General features: G+C 53.7%; 20 protein-coding genes and 1 riboswitch. Of the genes, 11 read left to right on the top strand and 9 right to left on the bottom strand.

The window, feature by feature from the left end:
• Positions 1 to 44: 44 nt before the first annotated feature.
• The 3 genes from AC27FC_RS01065 (at position 45) to trhP (ending at position 2,760) form a co-directional block, all read left to right on the top strand.
• Positions 45 to 485, top strand: coding sequence for a RusA family crossover junction endodeoxyribonuclease (locus AC27FC_RS01065; RefSeq protein WP_196354904.1), 441 nt, complete (start codon positions 45 to 47; stop codon positions 483 to 485).
• Positions 479 to 1,231, top strand: a complete 753-nt coding sequence (locus AC27FC_RS01060; protein WP_196354905.1) for a hypothetical protein — start codon at positions 479 to 481, stop codon at positions 1,229 to 1,231. Before AC27FC_RS01065 ends, AC27FC_RS01060 begins: the two co-directional genes overlap by 7 nt.
• A gap of 167 nt (positions 1,232 to 1,398) precedes the next feature.
• Positions 1,399 to 2,760 carry a prephenate-dependent tRNA uridine(34) hydroxylase TrhP gene (gene trhP / locus AC27FC_RS01055; RefSeq protein ID WP_023312421.1) on the top strand — a complete coding sequence of 454 codons (1,362 nt, stop codon included), beginning with the start codon at positions 1,399 to 1,401 and terminating at the stop codon, positions 2,758 to 2,760.
• Between the two features lie 161 nt (positions 2,761 to 2,921).
• Here the strand turns inward: trhP and AC27FC_RS01050 are convergent, their stop codons facing one another.
• Positions 2,922 to 3,422 carry a 2-thiouracil desulfurase family protein gene (locus tag AC27FC_RS01050; protein ID WP_045887878.1) on the bottom strand — a complete coding sequence of 167 codons (501 nt, stop codon included), beginning with the start codon at positions 3,420 to 3,422 and terminating at the stop codon, positions 2,922 to 2,924.
• A gap of 141 nt (positions 3,423 to 3,563) precedes the next feature.
• Here AC27FC_RS01050 and yegS point away from each other — a divergent pair, with 141 nt between their 5' ends.
• Positions 3,564 to 4,463, top strand: a complete 900-nt coding sequence (gene yegS / locus AC27FC_RS01045; protein WP_039263120.1) for a lipid kinase YegS — start codon at positions 3,564 to 3,566, stop codon at positions 4,461 to 4,463.
• 68 nt (positions 4,464 to 4,531) lie between these two features.
• On the opposite strand, the gene fbaB is transcribed toward yegS, so the two are convergent.
• Positions 4,532 to 5,584: a class I fructose-bisphosphate aldolase gene (gene fbaB / locus AC27FC_RS01040; protein ID WP_023312424.1), complete on the bottom strand. Its 1,053-nt coding sequence runs from the start codon at positions 5,582 to 5,584 to the stop codon at positions 4,532 to 4,534.
• Positions 5,585 to 5,834: 250 nt separating this feature from the next.
• On the opposite strand from fbaB, the gene AC27FC_RS01035 reads away from it, so the two are divergent.
• Genes AC27FC_RS01035 through AC27FC_RS01025 form a run of 3 tightly spaced genes read left to right on the top strand, consistent with a single transcriptional unit; the run spans position 5,835 to position 9,063 of the window.
• Entirely contained in the window at positions 5,835 to 7,112 is a 1,278-nt protein-coding gene (locus tag AC27FC_RS01035; RefSeq protein WP_064672816.1) for a nucleoside permease, read from the top strand.
• Positions 7,109 to 8,113: an ADP-ribosylglycohydrolase family protein gene (locus AC27FC_RS01030; RefSeq protein ID WP_196354906.1), complete on the top strand. Its 1,005-nt coding sequence runs from the start codon at positions 7,109 to 7,111 to the stop codon at positions 8,111 to 8,113. Before AC27FC_RS01035 ends, AC27FC_RS01030 begins: the two co-directional genes overlap by 4 nt.
• Positions 8,110 to 9,063 carry a PfkB family carbohydrate kinase gene (locus AC27FC_RS01025; RefSeq protein WP_039263123.1) on the top strand — a complete coding sequence of 318 codons (954 nt, stop codon included), beginning with the start codon at positions 8,110 to 8,112 and terminating at the stop codon, positions 9,061 to 9,063. Before AC27FC_RS01030 ends, AC27FC_RS01025 begins: the two co-directional genes overlap by 4 nt.
• On the opposite strand, the gene AC27FC_RS01020 is transcribed toward AC27FC_RS01025, so the two are convergent.
• From AC27FC_RS01020 to thiM, 3 genes are read right to left on the bottom strand one after another with little or no spacing between them, the layout of a single operon-like run.
• Positions 9,037 to 9,783 carry a GntR family transcriptional regulator gene (locus tag AC27FC_RS01020; RefSeq protein ID WP_033146000.1) on the bottom strand — a complete coding sequence of 249 codons (747 nt, stop codon included), beginning with the start codon at positions 9,781 to 9,783 and terminating at the stop codon, positions 9,037 to 9,039. The two genes, AC27FC_RS01025 and AC27FC_RS01020, sit on opposite strands and share 27 nt — an antisense overlap.
• Before the next feature lie 42 nt (positions 9,784 to 9,825).
• On the bottom strand, positions 9,826 to 10,626 hold the full coding sequence (gene thiD / locus AC27FC_RS01015; RefSeq protein ID WP_112778151.1) for a bifunctional hydroxymethylpyrimidine kinase/phosphomethylpyrimidine kinase: 801 nt from the start codon (positions 10,624 to 10,626) through the stop codon (positions 9,826 to 9,828).
• A complete protein-coding gene (gene thiM, locus AC27FC_RS01010) occupies positions 10,623 to 11,393 on the bottom strand; it encodes a hydroxyethylthiazole kinase (protein WP_112778150.1) in 771 nt (256 codons plus the stop codon). Before thiM ends, thiD begins: the two co-directional genes overlap by 4 nt.
• 35 nt (positions 11,394 to 11,428) lie before the next feature.
• Positions 11,429 to 11,525, bottom strand: a riboswitch (TPP riboswitch).
• A 631-nt stretch (positions 11,526 to 12,156) separates the two neighbouring features.
• Between thiM and AC27FC_RS01005 the strand changes: the two genes are divergently transcribed.
• From AC27FC_RS01005 to AC27FC_RS00990, 4 genes are all read left to right on the top strand, one after another.
• The gene (locus AC27FC_RS01005; protein ID WP_227794213.1) at positions 12,157 to 13,032 is read left to right on the top strand and encodes a YadA C-terminal domain-containing protein; all 876 of its coding nucleotides are present in this window, start codon (positions 12,157 to 12,159) and stop codon (positions 13,030 to 13,032) included.
• 210 nt (positions 13,033 to 13,242) lie between these two features.
• Positions 13,243 to 13,677: a hypothetical protein gene (locus AC27FC_RS01000; protein ID WP_196354907.1), complete on the top strand. Its 435-nt coding sequence runs from the start codon at positions 13,243 to 13,245 to the stop codon at positions 13,675 to 13,677.
• Between the two features lie 313 nt (positions 13,678 to 13,990).
• Entirely contained in the window at positions 13,991 to 15,367 is a 1,377-nt protein-coding gene (locus AC27FC_RS00995) for a diaminobutyrate--2-oxoglutarate transaminase (RefSeq protein WP_014884533.1), read from the top strand.
• An 18-nt stretch (positions 15,368 to 15,385) separates the two neighbouring features.
• On the top strand, positions 15,386 to 16,852 hold the full coding sequence (locus AC27FC_RS00990) for a pyridoxal phosphate-dependent decarboxylase family protein (protein ID WP_196354908.1): 1,467 nt from the start codon (positions 15,386 to 15,388) through the stop codon (positions 16,850 to 16,852).
• A gap of 36 nt (positions 16,853 to 16,888) precedes the next feature.
• On the opposite strand, the gene AC27FC_RS00985 is transcribed toward AC27FC_RS00990, so the two are convergent.
• The 4 genes from AC27FC_RS00985 to AC27FC_RS00970 all read right to left on the bottom strand — a co-directional run bounded on the left by AC27FC_RS00985 (position 16,889) and on the right by AC27FC_RS00970 (position 21,249).
• A complete protein-coding gene (locus AC27FC_RS00985; protein ID WP_196354909.1) occupies positions 16,889 to 17,404 on the bottom strand; it encodes a protein disulfide oxidoreductase in 516 nt (171 codons plus the stop codon).
• A 76-nt stretch (positions 17,405 to 17,480) separates the two neighbouring features.
• Complete coding sequence (locus AC27FC_RS00980; protein WP_196354910.1) at positions 17,481 to 19,661, bottom strand: polysaccharide biosynthesis tyrosine autokinase; 2,181 nt, start codon at positions 19,659 to 19,661, stop codon at positions 17,481 to 17,483.
• Entirely contained in the window at positions 19,661 to 20,110 is a 450-nt protein-coding gene (locus AC27FC_RS00975; protein WP_112778306.1) for an arsenate reductase/protein-tyrosine-phosphatase family protein, read from the bottom strand. Before AC27FC_RS00975 ends, AC27FC_RS00980 begins: the two co-directional genes overlap by 1 nt.
• Positions 20,110 to 21,249, bottom strand: coding sequence for a polysaccharide export protein (locus AC27FC_RS00970; RefSeq protein ID WP_112778305.1), 1,140 nt, complete (start codon positions 21,247 to 21,249; stop codon positions 20,110 to 20,112). The genes AC27FC_RS00975 and AC27FC_RS00970 overlap by 1 nt, the downstream gene beginning before the upstream one ends.
• Positions 21,250 to 21,540: the final 291 nt, after the last annotated feature.

Genomic DNA, 21,540 nt, shown 5'->3' with positions numbered 1-21,540 from the left:
ACAGAAAAGAAGTCTGGTTCTATTTTTTTCTTTAAGGAAATATCATGGCAGATAATCTTTTGGAAATGATCGTCTTTGGCCGACCAGCCACGGTTAACAGGAAAGGCCCTAAATCTTTGAAGGCAATCTGGCAATCGAAAGTTTTTAATTCTGCAAGCGCAGAATATACTGGCATGCAGGTTAAGTATAAGACAACTTTTAAAATATTTTATTTCCCACATAACAACTCTTATTCAGACGTAGACAATGGACTTAAATTTACCATTGATGCCCTGGCTCCGGTAGTCATGGAGAATGACAGGCAAATAACGCGCATTATTGCTGAGCGATTCGTGAAGGAGCCTGGGAAATCCCTTGTCGTTCCATTATCCCTAGCTCCCTCAATTGCTAAAATATTAGAAATAAGAGAAAACAACTCACCTGCAGAATATATAACCTTAATTAAACTTGAAAAATATAAATGCAATGGAGGCAAGCTATGGTAAACTACTATGATTATTACCATTACCAGGTTGAATTAATTAAAACAGAATATACTTTAAAAGAGTATATTGTTTATGAAGACATACCAAGAACACCTTCATATAAAAATTTTCTATTTGATTTAGTTGCAATTAGCAAAGACAAAAAAGAAATTATAATCATAGAAATAGTAAATAAGCGTCACGGTGACCATTACCATAAGCGTATAAGAATGATGGAAGAATTAACCACCCATCCTTTTTTACATCACTATTTTAATGTTGATAAAGATGCTCAAATATTGGTTGACTTTAGATATATTGATAATCGAGAGAGTGAGCAATCGGAAATAAATGCTAAGATCCAAGAGAAATTTTCTGAGGATAATATAGCTATTATTCTTTCCGAAAGAATACCACCACTTTATCTTAATAATGAAAGCACTGCAACCAATTCATTTATTAGAGACTGGATTTATATAGCAAGAATGATTCGTTCCATGATCTCTTTTCACAGAACACAAAACAATCATCATCGAAACAAGAATTCAACCCTTGATTATCTTAACCTGATACTTTACGAATTTGAAATACATCCTCTGGAACAAATTAATGCAGAAGTGAGAGACCTTTACACACTATATTCAATTGTGCTAAGTGTTATCGAAGGAAATAAAGTATCAGAACTTGAAGCCAGAGAAATGAGATGGCATCTAAAATACCTACAGCAGCAACTCAAAATAAAAATTACATCAGAAAAAAATAAATAACAATGCAAATTTAGCCGTAATTAACTTTACGGCTAAAATAAATAATAATTCAATCTTTACCTCCCTGCCCCGCAGCGCTACAATGCCCGCCCTTAAAGTGGGGGATCTCCCCTTACCGCTGCACCTGGTGCACGCGGATCTGACCTGTCATCAGAACGAGAACAAACATGTTTAAACCGGAACTCCTTTCCCCGGCGGGAACGCTGCAAAATATGCGTTACGCTTTCGCCTATGGTGCCGACGCCGTTTATGCGGGCCAGCCGCGCTACTCGCTGCGCGTGCGCAACAACGAATTCAACCACGAGAACCTGCAGCTCGGCATCAACGAAGCGCATGCCCTGGGCAAAAAATTCTACGTGGTCGTGAACATCGCGCCGCACAACGCCAAGCTGAAAACGTTCATCCGTGACCTGAAGCCGGTGGTGGATATGGGGCCGGACGCGCTGATCATGTCGGACCCGGGTTTAATCATGCTGGTTCGGGAGAACTTCCCGGAGATGGATATTCACCTCTCCGTCCAGGCTAACGCCGTCAACTGGGCGACGGTGAAGTTCTGGAAGCAGATGGGGCTGACCCGCGTCATCCTGTCCCGCGAACTGTCTCTGGAAGAGATCGAAGAGATCCGCACCCAGGTGCCGGATATGGAAATCGAAATCTTCGTTCACGGCGCGCTGTGCATGGCCTACTCCGGCCGCTGCCTGCTCTCCGGCTATATCAACAAGCGCGACCCGAACCAGGGCACCTGCACCAACGCCTGCCGCTGGGAATATAACGTCCAGGAAGGCAAAGAGGATGACGTCGGTAATATCGTGCACAAGCACGAGCCTATTCCGGTAACCAACGTTGAGCCGACGCTGGGCATCGGCGCGCCAACCGACAGCGTGTTTATGATTGAAGAAGCCAAACGTCCGGGCGAGTACATGACCGCCTTTGAAGACGAGCACGGCACCTACATCATGAACTCGAAAGATCTGCGCGCCATCGCCCATGTTGAGCGTCTGACCCAGATGGGCGTGCACTCCCTGAAGATCGAAGGCCGCACCAAATCCTATTACTACTGCGCGCGCACCGCACAGGTGTACCGCAAAGCCATCGACGATGCGGCGGCCGGTAAACCATTCGATACCAGCCTGCTGGAAACTCTGGAAGGCCTGGCGCACCGCGGCTATACCGAGGGCTTCCTGCGTCGTCATACTCACGATGACTACCAGAACTACGAGCACGGCTACTCCGTTTCCGAGCGCCAGCAGTTTGTCGGTGACTTTACCGGCGAGCGCAAAGGCGCGCTGGCGGCCGTCGCGGTGAAAAACAAATTCACCAAAGGCGACAGCCTGGAGCTGATGACCCCGCAGGGCAACATGAACTTTACGCTGGAGCATCTGGAAAACGGCAAAGGCGAGGCGATTGACGTGGCGCCGGGCGACGGGCATACCGTCTGGCTGCCGGTTCCGGAAGAGGTGGAGCTGAAGTTTGCGCTGCTGATGCGTAACTTCAACGGTGAAAGCACCCGAAACCCACACGGCAAATAGTTAATCAGGGAAATTTTTTCGCGCTGGGATAATTCTTAGAATCGGATCACATACCGCTTCGTTCAATACGGGTATTATCCCCCCGCTGAAAAACATAACCCATAAATGCTAGCTGTACCAGGAACCACCTCCTTAGCCTGCGTAATCTCCCTTACGCGGGCTTATTTTTTGCCTTCTCTCTCCTCAACCCAGGCAATAAGCTCGTCGATTTGCCCCTCAGAGAATACGGCTATCCCATGCTCTGCGAGCAACGATGCAGCCACCCCCCTCCCCGCTTTATGGATCCCGCGAAAAGATCCGTCATAAATAAACTGACTGCCGCACGTGGGGCTGCCATCGGTTAATAGCGCTGCGCTACACCCCGACTCCTGAGCAGCGCGTAGCGCGAGCCAGGCTGCAAGCTGATACTGCTCAGTCACATCCTGCCCTGTATTTTCAGTAATTCTGGCTTGCCCGTGCATTACGTCTTTGCCATCAGCGGACATAATCTCTGCCGGAGGACGAGGGACAGGCATCCCGGCCGCAAGTTCAGGGCAGTGGATAACCAGACGTTGTTCCTGCTGCCAGCGAGCGAGCAGCTCGTTCATTCGCGCTTTTTCACTTCCGTTATAACGAACCTTAAAGCCCATAAGGCACGCGCTTACCAAAATTTTATTCATCATCACTTTCCTGTGATTACGTTACTACCATCGCTGGAGTGTAACGCGCTTTCGGGCATATTTTGTTCCTTTCATCCTGTTCTTACCCGCTTTTTACCTCTCTGCTATACACTCTTACTAACGCTAAAAAAGGGAGCAGCGCGGATGGCAACCTATCCAGACAGTTTATTGATTCTCAATGGCAAAAGCGCGGGCAACGATCTGTTGCGTCAGGCAATTCAGGGTTTGCGCGATGACGGCGCGCGCATTCACGTCAGGGTGACGTGGGAAAAAGGCGACGCGGCACGCTATATCAATGAAGCCCTCGGGCTTGGCGTCAGCACCATCATTTCCGGCGGCGGCGATGGCACCATCAATGAGATTGCGTCAGCGCTTATCGACCTGTCCCCGGCAAACCGGCCGGTGATGGGTATTTTACCGCTCGGCACCGCCAATGATTTTGCCACCAGCGCAGGGATCCCGGAGGAGCTGGAGAAAGCGCTCCAGCTGGCGATCCTCGGCAAGGCCACCGCTGTGGATATTGCGCAGGTGAATGATAAAACCTGCTTTATCAATATGGCGACGGGCGGGTTTGGCACGCGCATCACCAGCGAAACGCCGGAAAAGCTGAAGGCGGCGCTGGGCGGCGTGTCGTACCTGATCCACGGCCTGATGCGCATGGACACCCTCAAGCCTGACCGCTGCGAAATTCGCGGCGAGGATTTTCAGTGGCAGGGTGATGCGCTGGTAATTGGGATTGGCAACGGGCGTCAGGCGGGCGGCGGACAGCAGCTCTGCCCGGAGGCGCTGATTAATGACGGTCAGCTCCAGCTGCGTATTTTCACGGGCGACGGCCTGCTGCCCGCGCTGTTTACCACGCTGACGCAGCCGGAAGAGAGTCCGAATATCATCGCCGGGAAATCGGCGTGGTTTGAAGTGAATGCGCCGCACGGGATGACCTTTAACCTCGACGGAGAGCCGCTGAGCGGAACGCAGTTTCGCATTGAGGTGTTGCCCGGCGCGCTGCAGTGCCGGCTACCGCCGGACTGCGTGCTTTTGCGCTGATGTATCACACGGTGAGCAATGATGCCCTCACCCAACCCTCTCCCACCGGGGAGAGGGAGAGGGAGCCGTCAGGCAATCGTGACTTTGCTGTCCAGATAGACGTCCTGAACCGCATTGATCAGCTTCACGCCGTCGGCCATCGATTTCTTAAACGCCTTGCGGCCAAGGATCAGCCCCATGCCGCCCGCGCGTTTGTTGATCACCGCCGTACGCACCGCATCTGACAGATCGGTATCACCGCCCGCCGCGCCGCCGGAGTTGATCAGCCCCGCGCGGCCCATGTAGCAGTTCGCCAGCTGGTAACGCACCAGGTCGATCGGGTTATCGCTGGTCAGCTTGCTGTAAACGCGATCGTCGGTGTAGCCAAAGTTCACCGCTTTGTAGCCGCCGTTATTCTCGGCCATTTTCTGCTTCACGATATCCGCGCCGATGGTCGCCGCCAGGTGGTTCGCCTGCCCGGTCAGGTCGGCCGACACGTGGTAATCCACGCCGTCTTTCTTGAACGCGTTGTTGCGCAGATATGCCCACAGTACGGTGACCATGCCCAGCTCGTGCGCGCGCTCAAACGCCGCGGAGATCTCTTCAATCTGACGGCGGGACTGTTCGGAGCCGAAGTAAATCGTCGCCCCTACCGCCACCGCGCCCATGTTGAACGCCTGCTCGACGCTGGCGTAGAGGGTCTGGTCATATTCGGTTGGATAGCTAAGGGTTTCGTTGTGGTTCAGCTTCACAAGGAACGGAATGCGGTGGGCATAGCGACGCGAAACCGAGGCCAGCACGCCGTAGGTAGAGGCCACGCAGTTACAGCCCGCTTCAATCGCCAGCTCAACAATGTTCTTCGGATCGAAGTAGAGCGGGTTCGCCGCAAAAGAGGCGCCCGCAGAGTGCTCTACGCCCTGGTCCACCGGCAGAATAGAGAGATACCCGGTGCCGCCGAGCCGCCCGGTGTTGTAAAGCGTCTGCATATTTCGCAGGACCGCAGGCGGACGGTTGTTATCGATCATCACGCGGTCAACGTAGTCATGACCAGGCAGATACAGCTGGTCGGCTGGAATGGTCATACAACGATGCTGTAAAAGGCTGTCGGCGTCTTTGCCAAGCAACTGCGCAATATCAGTCATGTGATACTCCCGTAAGTCCGACGTCGTGTCGGTGTGTGTTTATCCAGTCCCATCTTTTATGGGCAGACTAAGCCTGGTACCGACTTAACAGATTTTCCACTCTTTGCTTTTTTTTTCAGCACAATCTGCTGGCTCGATTCGTGTACAACAAAACTGTTACATTGATCAAACAATCGCCACAAAGGTATTTAAAAGGTATTATTGAGTGGTATGTTAAAGGCGTACCCTCTCTGACATGCAGGATTAAAAAATGAAAACGAAAGTCCAACTGTCATTCATGATGTTTGTTGAATGGTTTATCTGGGGCGCGTGGTTTGTGCCGCTGTGGCTGTGGCTGAGCAAAAGCGGTTTTACCGCCGGGGAAATCGGCTGGTCTTACGCCTGTACCGCTATTGCCGCGATCCTCTCCCCGATTCTGGTCGGCTCGCTGACGGACCGCTTCTTCGCCGCGCAGAAAGTGCTGTCAGTGCTGATGTTCGCCGGAGCCATTCTGATGTACTTAGCCGCGCAGCAAACCCAGTTCAGCACCTTCTTCCCGCTGCTGCTGGTTTACTCCCTGACCTATATGCCGACCATCGCGCTGACCAACAGTATCGCCTTTGCCAACGTGGACGACGTTGAGGCCGATTTCCCGCGCATCCGCGTGATGGGTACCATCGGCTGGATCGCCTCCGGGCTGGCGTGCGGTTTCCTGCCGCAGATGCTGGGCTACAGCGATATTTCCGACACCAACATCCCGCTGCTGATGACGGCAGCCAGCTCCGCCCTGCTCGGCGTGTTTGCCCTGTTCCTGCCGAATACGCCGCCGAAAAGTACCGGCAAGCTGGATTTCAAAGTGATGCTCGGGCTGGACGCGCTGATCCTGCTGCGCGACAGAAACTTCCTGGTGTTCTTCTTCTGCTCGTTCCTGTTCGCCATGCCGCTGGCCTTCTATTACATCTTCGCCAACGGCTATCTCACCGAAGTGGGGATGAAAAACGCCACCGGCTGGATGACGCTCGGCCAGTTCTCCGAAATCTTCTTTATGCTCGCCCTGCCGTTCTTTACCAAACGCTTTGGTATTAAGAAGGTCTTACTGCTGGGCCTGATTACCGCCGCCATCCGCTACGGGTTCTTTGTTTACGGCGGAGCGGAACAGTACTTCACCTACGCCCTGCTGTTCCTCGGCATTCTGCTGCACGGCGTGAGCTACGACTTCTATTACGTCACCGCGTACATCTACGTGGACAAAAAAGCGCCGGTGCACATGCGCACCGCCGCGCAGGGCCTGATTACGCTGTGCTGTCAGGGCTTTGGGAGCCTGCTGGGTTACCGCCTGGGCGGCGTGATGATGGAAAAAATGTTCGCATACAAAGAGCCTGTGAATGGGCTGACCTTCAACTGGGCCGGAATGTGGACGTTTGGTGCAATCATGATTGCCGTGATTGCCGTGCTGTTTATGCTGTTTTTCCGCGAATCGGATAAAGAGATCGCCGCCATTGCGGTGGTTGATGGCGATGCCGCGCTGACACAAGGGGAAGTTAAATGAAACAAGAACGTGTTCTCGGTGCCCTTTACGGGCAGGCGTTAGGGGATGCGATGGGCATGCCGTCGGAGCTGTGGCCGAGAAAGCGCGTCAAGGCGCACTTCGGCTGGATCGACCGCTTTTTACCCGGCCCGGCAGAGAATAATGCGGCCTGCTATTTCAAACAGGCAGAGTTCACCGACGATACCTCAATGGCGCTGTGCCTGGCGGACGCGCTCATCGAGTGCGACGGGGAGATTAACGCGGACGTTATCGGCAAGCATATTCTGCGCTGGGCGCTCGATTTCGACGCGTTTAATAAGAACGTGCTCGGCCCGACCTCAAAAATCGCGCTTAACGCGATTCGCGACGGCAAGCCGGTTAGCGAACTGGACAACAACGGCGTGACTAACGGGGCAGCGATGCGCGCCTCCCCGCTGGGCTGCCTGCTCCCGGCCACGCGTCTGGAACACTTTGTTGAGCAGGTGGCGCTGGCCTCCAGCCCGACCCATAAATCCGACCTCGCCATTGCCGGCGCGGTGGTGATTGCCTGGGCGGTTTCCCGCGCTATCGACGGCGAAAGCTGGCAGAACATCGTCGATGCGCTACCAGGGATCGCCCGCTATGCCCAGGAGGCGAAAACCACCACTTTCAGCGCGTCGCTCGCGGCACGTATTGAGCTCGCGCTGAAAACCGTGCGGGAATCCAACGGGATTGAGTCCGCCAGCGAGCAGGTGTACCAGCTCGTGGGGGCCGGAACCAGCACCATTGAGTCCGTTCCGGCGGCCATTGCGATGGTCGAACTGGCGGGAACCGACCCAAACCGCTGCGCCATTTTATGCGCCAACCTAGGCGGTGATACAGACACCATTGGCGCGATGGCGACGGCCATCTGCGGCGCGCTCCACGGCGTCCAGGCCATTGACCCGGCGCTGAAGGCCGAGCTCGACGCCGTTAACCGGCTCGATTTCGGCCACTATTGCGCGAAACTGCTGCACTACCGGGAGCAAAGGGAGGGCGTATGAATTCGTTTGCCCAACGTCTCGACACCCTGCACGCCGCGCGGCCGGTAACGGTGCTGGGCGCGGCGGTGATTGACGTCATCGCCGACGCCTACGCCCTGCCCTGGCGCGGGTGCGATATCGAGCTCAAACAACAGGGCGTGAATATCGGCGGCTGTGCGCTGAACATTGCGATTGCCCTGAAGCGGCTCGGCATTGCGTCGCAAAACGCCCTGCCCGTCGGCCACGGCGTCTGGGCGGATATTATCCGCAACGCGATGGCGAAGCAGGATCTGCACAGCGCCATTGAGGCCGAAACCGGCGACAACGGCTGGTGCCTGGCGCTGGTGGAGCCAGACGGCGAGCGCACCTTTATGTCCTTTAGCGGCGTGGAGAACCAGTGGCAGCAGCGCTGGCTTGAAGTGCTTAACATCCCGTCGAACAGCCTGGTCTATTTATCCGGCTATCAGCTGGCCTCGCCGTGCGGCGAGCTGCTGACTCGCTGGCTGGAGGGATTACAGGACGTGACGGCCTTTATCGATTTCGGCCCCCGCATCGCGGATATTCCCGACGCTCTGATGGCGCGGATTATGGCCTGCAGGCCGATCGTGTCGCTTAATCGTCAGGAAGCAGAGATCGCAGCCGAACGACTGGGCGTAGCGGCTGACAACCTGGGTGCGGAGTGGCAGCAGCGCTTCGGCGCCGCGCTGATTGTGCGTCATGATAAAGACGGTGCCGCGTGGTATGACGGCGACGATGCGGGCGTTGTTCCGGCGTTCCCGGCGACGGTTGTGGACACCATTGGCGCTGGCGACAGCCACGCGGGCGGCACGCTTGCCGGGCTGGCGGCGGGATGGTCACTGGCAGACGCCGTTCTGCTGGGAAATGCCGTGGCGTCCTGGGTGGTCAGCCACCGCGGCGGGGACTGCGCCCCGACTCGCGACGAATTATTCCTCGCACACAAAGACGTATAGATCGCTGCGGCAGTAGCTGATGCTGTACTCAATCGGCCGGTGCTGTTGGTCAAGCGCAACCTGCTTGATCACCAGCACCGGTATTTTTTCGTCCATCTTAATGTGCGCCTGAAACTCGCTGTCCGGCATGCGGGCGCTAACCCGTGAACGGGTGCGCTGCGGGAAAATATTCTGACTGCGGAAGTAGTCATACAGCGAAATGCCAATCGCATCCGGATCGGGAATGAGCCCGACCGGCACCCAGGACTCTTCAATCGACACAGCATCGTCATCCACATAGCGAATGCGCTTGAGCAAAAAGACCTCGCTGTCCGGAGGGACCGACAGATGGTTTGCGACCTCTTCCGGGCATTTCACCACCCGCTTGTTGACCCATAGCGTATTAGGCTTTTGGCCGCGCAGCACTACCTGCTGGGAAAAACCGCGCGCCTCTTTCAGCGAATATTCAAAGATATTGTTGATTTGCGTGCCGTAGCCACGAGAGCGCGTAACTACGCCCTCTTCCTCCAGCGCCTGCATCGCCTTTCGTACGGTGATGCGCGACACCCCGGTTAACTGGCTCAGATCGCGCTCGCCGGGCAAAATATTCCCGTGCTCCAGCACCCCGCTGCGCACCGCGTTTTTTACCGTTTCGGCAAATTTCAGGTACAGCGGCGTGTTGTCAGGCGCGGCGATCCGTTCATTCAGTTGAGCGATTAACCGGGTATGCGCTTGTTCCATCTCTGTTTTCTCAGGCGTGGTGTTTCTTGCCAGTATACTGGGTTACCACCATGCATGAAAATGATGAACCGGCCCAATACCGTGACCCACTTCCAGAGTATCGGCTTTTGCCAGCGCCGCCGAGAGCCAGGTTTTCGCTTCGCACACCGTATCGGCCCAGCCTTCATGGCGCGGGCGCAGCGCCGCCAGCGCGGCGGAGAGCGTGCAGCCCGTGCCGTGGGTGTTTTTGGTCTGCACGCGCGGCGCGGTAAAGCGTACTTCGCCGTCGCGGGTAAAGAGCCAGTCCGGGCTTTCAGCGTCATCCAGATGACCGCCCTTCATCAGCACCGCCCCGCAGCCCATCGCCAGCAGCGCGTTTCCCTGCGCTTTCATCTCGCGTTCAGTTTGCGCATGCGATGTGCCTAACAGCGCGGCGGCTTCCGGCAGATTGGGCGTAATGAGCGCCACCTGCGGTAACAGCTTATTGCGCAGCGTCTCCACGGCGGAGGCGGAGAGCAGCGGATCGCCGCTTTTTGCCAGCATGACGGTATCCAGCACCACGTTTTGCACCTGATAGCGCTTAAGCCGCTCGGCCACCGCTTCCACAATGTCCGTCTCGGCCAGCATGCCGATCTTGGTGGTATCGATGCGGACGTCGCTGAACACCGAATCCAGCTGTGCGGCAACAAAATCCGGCTCAATACGGTAGACCGACTGCACGCCGCGCGTGTTTTGCGCCACCAGCGCGGTAATGACCGAGCAGCCGTACGCGCCAAGGGCCGAGAAGGTTTTGAGATCGGCCTGGATACCCGCGCCGCCGCTGGGATCGGTGCCGGCAATGGTCAGGGCGTTAATCCGCTTCATGCCTGCTCCTCCAGCGTATAGAGCGCATCCAGAAACGCGCTGGCAAAACTGCCAGGCCCACGTGACTGCGCAACGGCCACCGTTCCGGCCCGCTTCATCCATCCGCAGGCGGCAGCGACGTTATCCATCCGGTCGCCCGGCAGCGAGCAGCTCGCCGCCACAACGGCAGAAAGCGCGCATCCCGTTCCCACTACGCGCGTCATCAACGGATCGCCGCCCGTTACCGTGCGGGTGCGTTGCCCGTCAGTGATGTAATCCACCTCACCGGTGACGACCACAACGGCATTGGTCTGGCGCGCCAGCGCCTGCGCAGCAGGCACCGCGCTGGCTGCGGTATCGGTTGTATCGACGCCGCGCCCGCCCGCGCTCATTCCGGCAAGGGCCAGAATCTCGGAGGCATTGCCGCGAATGGCGGCCGGTTTCAGGGCAAGGATTTGATGGCAAAAACGGGTGCGGAACGTCAGGGCGCCCGCAGCAACCGGGTCCAGCGTCCAGGGCTTGCCTGCCGCCACCGCACTTTCTATTGCCCGACGCATCGACTGGGCGCGCGGCGAGGTCAGCGTGCCAACGTTAATCAGCAGCGCATCGGCGATGCCGGCAAACTGTTCAGCCTCTTCGGCCTCAATCACCATCGCGGGTGATGCGCCAAGCGCCAGCAAAACGTTGGCCGTGAAGGTCTGTACGACATCGTTGGTCATACAGTGGGTCAGTGGAGAACGGGTTCGGAAGTGGTGTAAAACGTGTAAATCGAGCAGGTCAGGCTGCATGGGTTCGCTCCTGCCTTGCGTGAAGAAGCGATGACCGGGAAGGCATCTGACTTCCCTACGCTGGCATTATCCAGATCAGGTAATACGGGTATTTCTCAGCCTTCACAAGGAAGGGCACCCCGAGTCAAAATACTTTTAAAACAGCGAGTTATGAAACTCATTAACGTTATGTAGTGTAACCGCGGCCCCAGGCCAGGCGCAAGAAGTTTCGATTTATCACGCCGTTGTCACCGCGGAAATCTCCAGGCGCTCTTTCCCGTCATTTGCCTATATTTATTACGCTTTAGTTAATTCTGGTTCAGTAATTGTTAATACGTTATTGAAAAACTTTATTACGTACTTTTGCTGAGACTATTATTTTTATTTTTTATTACACGCTCATTCCGCTTTTATAAGATAGATAAACTTCTTTCGCATGAAAGAATAAGAAAGTATTAATTTATTTAACTCTATTAAACATTTGTACTTTGATCAATAGCTTAACGCTTCCCTTGATTTATCGCATAATCCATAAGTTAATGTATACATTAAATAAACCTCCTCGATACCGCACCCTGCCCTTTCATTTATTCATATCATTTATGATTTAGATCAAAATCATCGATTTGGGTTTAATCGATAGTTTATTCACGCCACTAAAAAAGGTCCGAGCATTGAATATCCTGTATTGAGATATGGAAATACAGATATCCACATACCACTAAAGCCAAAACTGTTCTGCTTAATTTTGTTTTTTAATACGTTAATGATGTGAGTCCTTCGAATGAAACTTTTCAATAAATCTGTTATTTCTGTTTTTATATTTGGGGTGGTCGCCGGTAGCGCCATGAATATTACCAACGCTGCTGCTGCCGTTTGGGATGACGCATCAATCACAGATATTGTGAATGACCATCAAGACCAAATTACGCAAAACAGGGCCGATAGTATTGCTCGCGATCTCTCAACTGAAAATCGCTTAACGCAGGTGGATAGCGACCTTCAATCCACTAAATTAGGTGTTTTGGTTATTGAGCAAGCCACAAATGACGCTTACCAAAAAGCCTTGCTTGCTGGCGCGCTTGCAGATACCGCCAATCAAAAAAGCGATGCGGCTTTACAGGGCGTTATGACGAACGGCACAGAAATTATCAATATGGGAAACGTTAACAAAGTGCAAGATAACCGTCTTGATAGCCTGGAAAATGCCCCTAAACCCACTAACGGCGTAGATGGCAAAGATGGCGTGACGACCACCGTGACGCACATGCAGGTAGACGCAGCAACACAAACTAAAGTGGCTAATAATACCCAGGCAGTTACCGCCACCGCACAGGATCTGCTGGCAACGAAACAGACGTTACAGGCAATGAATAACAATACCAACCAGCAATTTAAATCACTGCACGATGAAGTAGATAATAATAAGAAGCAAGCTAATGCCGGTATTTCAGGTGCCATGGCGATGGCTGGATTACCGCAGGTACAAACGAATCAGCATGTTATGTTCTCTGCTGGCGGAGCCACATTCAATAGTGAAAGCGCCCTAGCCGTTGGGGCATCCGTTAACTTTAGTTCACATGTGATCGCGAAAGTGAGCTTCTCTGATGATACCGCCAATAATATGGGAGCGTCAGTTGGCGTCGGAATGGGCTTTTAACGAAATAGAACTTAAGCATTATTAACCGGCGCCATTACGTTAATAACCTGCTTGCCTCCGGCAAGAATAGCGATGACAGAAAAAACATGCTCAGACATATCATTATTTCAGCGACCCTGTATCTGATGCTCATTGGCGTCGGTATTTGGATCGGCATGATGTACGTCTCCTATTATCTGTGCGTTTTATAAGGTGAACAAAAGTTTAGCCATGAAAACTCAATTAATATGGATTGCACTGATGTTGACGGTAGCGACAACACCGGCTCATGCAATTAACGCGCACTATCGCGCTCAATTAGAGAGTTCAGGATGTACTGAGATGAACGCGAATGACGGCTCTTGTGATATCCACAAAACAAAAGCCCAAAATGCGGCGCAGCACGCAACAGCTGCGGGCCACGACCCTTTGCGTGAAACCACTTTTACATCGGATGCGGTTAACGCCACGATTTCAAATGGCTTTTTTAACGCCACCATTAACGGCAAAAAGGCCACCGTTCAGCGTCTGAATGCTCATTTCTATGAGATTCACGGTAATGGTTTTGTTATATCGCTAAGCCTTAATGAGAACGGCATTACGGCGGCGTCCTGGAATAAGACGACGGGGCGTAACCACGGCATTTTGCAGGTGTCGCAGAAATAAAGCGAACAAGGAGGCAGTCTGCCTCCTTTTCGGTCAGCGAATGGCACGATTTGTCACACTCTTTTTTATGAATTTACAGTCAGGGCAGAACACACGTAACAGTCTGTTTTTCTTTACCATAAAGTGCAATTTTCTTTCTTAAAAACGGGATATCCTCTCCCCTGAGCGCCATGTCACAAAACAGTAAACAAATTAACCATTGAGCCCCGTGGCAAAAGGCTCTATATTGGCGGCGTTTTTTTCAGGCCCCCATCTGTTTTTTAACTTTTTATTCAATCGTGGCTCATAACGAAGCGGCGGTTGTAGGAGTGATATGATGACGGATAAAGTCCGTATTGACACCGTAGATGCCCACAAAAGCAACGAAACCTATCTGGCCCGTCAGGCCGAGTTTGAATCTAACGTCAGGAGTTATCCGCGCAAACTGCCTTTAGCCATCACTAAAGCAGAAGGCGTGTGGATCACCGATGCAGATAATAAAGAATACCTTGACTGTTTAGCAGGCGCAGGGACCCTTGCGCTTGGCCATAACCATCCTGATGTGCTGAAAAGCATCCAAAATGTCATTACCAGCGGCTTGCCGTTACATACCCTGGATCTGACTACGCCTCTGAAAGACGCGTTTTCTGAATACCTGCTCTCTCTGCTGCCTGGCCAGGGCAAAGAGTACTGCCTGCAGTTCACCGGCCCATCCGGTGCTGACGCCGTTGAAGCGGCGCTGAAGCTGGCGAAAAAAGTGACCGGTCGTAGCGGTATCATCAGCTTCTCTGGTGGTTACCACGGTATGACCCACGGCGCGCTGTCCGTGACCGGCAACCTGTCTCCGAAAGAAGCGGTTGACGGTATGATGCCAGAAGTGCAGTTCATGCCTTACCCGCACGAGTACCGTTGCCCGCTGGGTATCGGTGGTGAAGCGGGCGTGAAAGCGCTGACGTACTACTTCGATAACCTGATCAACGACGTTGAAAGCGGCGTGCGTAAACCTGCTGCGGTGATTCTGGAAGCCGTTCAGGGCGAAGGCGGCGTGAACCCGGCTCCGGCTGAGTGGCTGCAGCGCATCCGTAAAGTGACTCAGGAACACGGCATTCTGCTGATCCTCGACGAAGTTCAGGCTGGCTTTGCCCGTACCGGTAAATTCTTCGCCTTCGAACACGCAGGCATTGAGCCAGACATTATCGTGATGTCTAAAGCCGTAGGTGGCGGTCTGCCGCTGGCCGTGCTCGGTATCAAAAAGCAGTTCGACGCATGGGCGCCAGGCCACCACACCGGTACCTTCCGCGGCAATCAGCTGGCGATGGCAACCGGTCTGACGACGCTGAAAATCCTGAAAGATCAGAACATCGCGGGCAAAGTTGCCGCTCAGGGCGAATGGCTGAAAGGCCAGCTGAAAGAGATGGCGAAACGCTATCCTGTTATCGGCCACGTGCGCGGTCTGGGCATGATGATCGGTATTGAGATCGTTAAGCCACACGAAGCCGCTGACCACATGGGCTGCTTCCCGGGCGACGGCGAGCTGTCTGCACTGATTCAGAAGAAGTGCTTCGAAGCCGGTCTGATTCTGGAGCGCGGCGGCCGTAACGGTATCGTTCTGCGTCTGCTGCCGTCACTGCTGATCAGCGACGAAGAGCTGAAAATCTTCCTGGATAAATTTGAGCAGGCACTGCTTGCTGCGGGCGTTCGCCCGGCGTAACCGGAGTTATTGATTACGATGTCTGATTCAAACCCAATTTTGTTCTCCTCTGCGCAGAGCATTGAAGCTTACCAGCAGGCGATCGAACAAAGCACTCAGGCTGTGATGCAGTGGCTGAAACAGCCTGAGATGTACCAGGGCAAAACGGTCGCAGAGCTGCGCGACCGCATTAAGCTGGATTTCAACCCGAAAGGGCTGGGCAACGAAGCGGCGATTGAACGCGCCGTGGAGTTCTTCCTGAAAGACAGCTTGTCCGTTCATCACCCGCAGTGTGTGGCGCACCTGCACTGCCCAAGCCTGGTCGTAAGCCAGGCGGCGGAAGTGCTGATCAACGCCACTAACCAGAGTATGGACTCCTGGGATCAAAGCCCGTCCGCAACCATTATCGAGATCAAGCTGATCGAGTGGCTGCGTACCCGCGTGGGTTATCAGGCCGGCGACGCCGGTGTCTTCACCAGCGGCGGCACCCAGAGCAACCTGATGGGCCTGATGCTGGCTCGCGATGCGTTCTTCGCGCGTCAGGGTCACTCCGTTCAGCAGGACGGCCTGGTCGGCGATTTGCGCAAAATTCGCGTACTGTGCTCTGAAAACGCACACTTCTCCGTGCAGAAAAACATGGCGCTGATGGGTCTCGGCTACCAGTCCGTCGTGCAGGTGAAAACGGACGAATTCTCCCGCATGGATCTGACCGATCTGGCGGTGAAAATCGAACAGTGCAACGCGAACGGCGAGCAGATTCTGGCGATCGTCGCAACGGCAGGCACCACCGATGCCGGTGCTATCGACCCGCTGCGTGCGATTGCAGAGCTGGCCGCGAAGCAGAACATCTGGGTACACGTTGATGCGGCCTGGGGCGGCGCGCTGCTGATGTCTGAGCAGTATCGTCACTACCTGGACGGCATCGAGCTGGTGGATTCCGTCACCCTGGACTTCCACAAGCAGTTCTTCCAGACCATCAGCTGCGGCGCGTTCCTGCTGAAAGAAGCGCGTCACTATGAGCTGATGCGCTATCAGGCGGCCTACCTGAACTCCGAGTTCGACGAAGAAGCCGGCGTGCCTAACCTGGTGTCAAAATCTCTGCAGACCACCCGTCGTTTTGACGCGCTGAAGCTGTGGATGAGCCTGGAAGCGCTGGGGCAGGAGCAATACGCGGCGATCATCGATCACGGCGTGACCCTGGCTCAGCAGGTTGCGGCCTACGTGAAAGAGCAGCCTGCTCTGGAACTGGTTATGCAGCCACAGCTGGCAAGCGTTCTGTTCCGCTTCCGCGGACAGGTTCAGATGGATGACGCGGGCATCGCCCTGCTGAACCAGAAAATTGGTGATGCGCTGCTGGAATCCGGCCGTGCGAACGTTGGTGTGACCGAGCACAACGGCGTCACCTGCCTGAAGCTGACGCTGCTGAACCCAACCGTGACGCTGGAAGATATTAAAATCCTGCTGTCTCTGGTTGAGCGCACCGCGCAGGAAGTTCTGGCTAAGTAATACAACACCCCTCTTCCGCCGGGAGAGGGGTTATTTTTATACGCCTGCCCACCACATCCTTAATTTTAAACCCCAGTAGCTCGTCCAGCCCGTCGTGGTGCTGACCACATTACCCTTCGCCACAATGACCAGCGTCGGCGTGACGCTCACCTGCCACTGCTGCGACAACGCACCGTTTTCATCGTTAATCACCGGCATTTTCAGCTGTTTCTTTTCAACCCAGCGCGCAAGCTTTGCGTTATCGCCGGAACGCATGGCAATGCTTACGACGTTGCCCCCCTCTTTCGCCAGTTTATTGACCGAAGGCGTCGTGTAACGGCATATACTGCACCAGGTGGCCCAGACGTAAATCAGCAGCGGGCGTTCCTGGCCCAGCGCCGCGATATCGTGAATATTGCCGTCGATGCTCTGCATCGGTGTTGCACTAAAACTGGCGGGGAGTGTCGGTTTTCGGTACCGATCAACACCCCACACTACGGCCAGCGTCAGCAGAACGAATATGATCCCTTCCCGCACCCAGCGGCGCAGTCGACTGTTTTTGCGGTTATCCATTGTGACCTCATGTTTTAACGAAGGTCATCTTAACGGGCAATACGCCATCACGCTGTAAAGAAATGTCGCGTCAGGTTTATTCCTGGGTATAACCGTAGTCGTAATGGCTATATCCCGAGTTGTAATAGAGCGCAGCCGATTTCACGATATCATTGAGGATCGCGCCATTCACCTGCACACCCATCTGCTGCAGACGTTTCAGGCAGTTCTCGATCTCCTTGACGCTGGTTTTACCAAAGCGGGCGACCAGAAGCGTGGTAGCCGCTGCTCTGGCTATCAGCAAGGCATCCGTTACGGCAAGCACGGGTGGAGTGTCGACAATCACGATGTCATACAGTTTGTCTATCTGCGACATTACGGCCTGGAAGCGTTCACTCATGAGCAGCTCAACGGGATGTGAAGGTTGGGGTCCGCAGGTCAATACATCAAAACCGCCTTTCTCAACGCGTTGAATTGCTTCCTGCCACTCAACGGTTCCTCCGAGCACGCAGGATAATCCCCGATGATTGCGCAGTTTGAAAACATTGTGGACATATCCCTTGCGCATATCCGCATCAATAAACAGCACTCGCTGTCCGGCCTGAGCGGCAATCGACGCCAGTGAAGTACTGACCAGGGTCTTTCCGCAGTCCTGCGTGGGGCCAGACACCACGACGATCCGGTTTTTGGCATCCATCATGGTAAAATGCAGACTGGTGCGCAGGCCGCGCACCGCCTCGACAAACATATCTGCCGGGCGGTCAACGGGCAAAAAAGGAACATTCGACGTCCTGTGCTTCCATCGGGAAGCAAACAGGGTTTTCCTGCGCAGGTGCGTTTTTTTCCAGAGCCATACCGAGCGCGGAAGCGTCGCCAGAAGCGGTATCCCCTGCACTTCCAGTTGTTCAGACGAGGTAATGCCCCGATTAAAGGCTGAGCGCATTAAAACCATGCCGGCAGAGAGCATCAACCCCATCAGCATACCCAGTACGATAATTAGCGCTTTGTGCGGTTTGATCGGATCTGGCTTCGTAACGGCCGGGTCAATAATCCGCACGTTCCCGATAGCGCTGGAGCGCGAGATACTCAGCTCTTGCTGACGCGTCAGCAGCTGCAGATATATGGTACGCCCGGATTCAACGTCACGACTCAGGCGTAAGATTTCCTGCTGCGTGGAAGGCATGGATGAAACGCGATTGTTCAGGCGCGCGCGCTCCCGCTCAAGCGTTTGTTTCTTCTCCCGCAAGGCACGGTAGGTGGGATGGTCTTTTTTGAAAAGCTGGGAAACTTCTGCTTCGCGAAACGTCAGCTCGTTAAGCTGGTTTTCCACGTTAACCACCTGATCAAGCACTGACTTAGCCTCCAGAGATAAGTCGACAGAATCGCGTTGCTCTCTGTAGGCATTCAGTCTCGCTTCGGCTTCATCCAGCTCCCGGCTGATCTTAGGTAATTGATCCTGTAAGAACGTGAGGCTGCGGGAATCTTTCGCTTCCTGGCGCGCAATATTCTGGCTAAGATAATTTTCAGCAATGGCATTAAGTATCGTGGCGATCCTGGCGGGGTCTTCACCCGATAACATTAAGGAGATCATACCGCTCTGTTTCGCCGACTCCACAACCGTAAGCCTGTTCTGAATGGCGTTGATCGCGTCAAGCCTTGTGACGGTTTCGAGGGTAAACTGGGTGCCAGGTTCCGCGCTGAGGGATGTCACCAGAAGCGACATTCCGTCTTTAACCAGCGTTTCCCCCACGATGCCGTCTGCTTCAAGCGTTTTTCCCTCAAGACGATATCGACCTTTCTCCCGTACGGTGAGTAAAAGCGTTTGTGGCTGCCCTTTCAGAAGGGGAATAGTCAGCGCGCCAATCGTTATTTCAGCGGATTTACGTCCCCGCACATGTTCCCACAAAGGCCCGACGACAGGAAACACGCGTCGCCTGGCGTTGTACGTCAACCCTAATTGATCAACGGTTTCTCCCAGGATCATCCGTGATTTAAGGAGTAAAAGTTCCGGCGCGACATCGGGTGAGAGATCGGACCCGAACGGGTTCAGGTTCTTGATTAGCGAGTTATTCTGCTTCTCTTCAACCTGTAACAGGGCATCAGCCTGATAAACTGGCGTGGCGCTGAACGCATATATCCCCGCACATACCGTGAGCAAGAGCGTGACACACGCGATCGTCACCCGGTGATCAAACATCTCAGCAAACAACTGAAGAAGATCGATTTCATTATTCTGCGGTGTCGCAGCACTATATTTGTCTGATTTAGAAGACGACATTACGGCTTCATTCCTTGTTGACTCAAACGACGAGCCCATTCCTGACTGGCTTTTCCCAATTGCTCGAAAACATATTCATAGACTTCGCGACTTTTGTGATACGGGTCGGGAATGTGCCTTGTTTCAAGCCATTGTCCAAAGAGCAGCGATTTTCCCCGGTTCTCCGGGGCCATTGCGGCAATGAAACGGAGGTGTTCCGGCTCCATTACCAGAATCAAATCGGATTTTTGCAACAGGCTGCGCGTCACCTTGCGGGCAACATGCCCTTCCAGCGAAACGCCATGACGCCAGGCGACAGACTGCGCAGCCGCATCCGCCGGGCACCCTTCAAGCCCAAAAATACCTGCCGAGGACACCTGCTTGCCGGGCAATTGCTGACGCAACAGCCGCTCACCAATCGGTGAACGGCAAATATTGCCGGTGCAGACCACTAAGATTGACTGAAACATTACTGCGGCCACGATCTGATGTAACGAACGGTTTCGGTCAGGTCATGGACGCCGCTGATGGTAGGTACCAGCTGGGTGATCACGCGATTCCAGCGTGATAACGGTGCCGTAGTGACGTAGACAATGTCATACGGTTCCAACTGGAATTCCGTACCCAGCACCATGGCTGACGTATCTTCCGCATTGAGTTGATAGATGTTGGCAATTTTGCCCGTGTCGCCTTTTTCCGTTACCTGCCTGATAACAAAAATGCCGGTTGCATCAGCCATATTTTGGTTAAGTCCCCCTGCATTGCCCAGGGCTTCGGCCAGCGTCATGCCGCTACGATCCATCTTAAGCGTGCTCTGTTTAACCACCTCGCCCATCACGAACACTTTCAGCGCGTCGTTTCGGGGAATAAACAGGATATCGCCCGGATAAAGCAGCTTATTTTGTGTCAAATCGCCATGCTGCATCAGTGCATAAAGAGAAAGGCGAGAGTCCTGGCCATCATGCGTCAGCACGACGTTACGCCAGTCGGCATCCGCAGAAAGACCGCCAGCGGCGTTAACTGCATCCATCACCGTCAGCGGAATATTGGTTATGGGTTGCTGGCCTGATTTTTCGACCTCTCCGGTGACATACGCTTTTTGGGAACGGAAGGCGGCAATGCTGACGTCCACCTGCGGGCTCTCAATGACTTTATCCAGTCGAGATGTAATCTCTTCACGTACCTGTGAAACCGTTTTTCCCGCCACCCGCAGCTTACCGACGTAGGGATAAAAGAGCGTACCATCGGCGTTGACCCAGTTGCCGGCATCGCTCGCACTACGATATTGTCCCGCGGGCGTTGTTAATTCAGGGTGATCCCAGACGGTGACCGTCAGGATGTCGCCTGTACCAATACGGTATTCCCAGTTTTTGATCTGCTCATCCAGATTAGGATTTGCCTGAGATTTCGATACGGTTGGACGCAGCTTTTCAATCAACCCCGGCGTTAGTGGAAAAATTTCCACGTGCTTATCAAGCTGATAATTAACATCTTCCGCCGTATTGACTTTTTTCCCGTACACGCTCAAGTTCTGTCCGGGGGAAAATACACATCCCGTTAACTGACTAATGGTGAGAAATAACAGCGAAAATGCAGTTGTACTTTTCATTTATATAACTATTTCTTTTTAACGTTGCGCTTATCGTAAAGCTTGCAAATGAACTCAACATAAGCTCATGAAATTTAATTATTTATTCAACTTCGGCATGTAATTTCGGCATGATAAAGCGCAAGCCAACTGGCCTCTAAAAAAAACGATTGATCTTGTAAAAAAGGTAGTAAGTGCGCTTCGCCCGAAGGCAATATTAAATGTCCTTCAGTGGGAAAGCATTCGTATTACAGTCCAATTTTGACGTAAAAAGTTATTTTCAGGTTCGAGTATCGAAATAATAAATATTAA

It is taken from the genome of Enterobacter sp. C3_dUdeg, from assembly GCF_057536195.1.
This window is presented reverse-complemented; position numbering and strand designations above follow the sequence as displayed.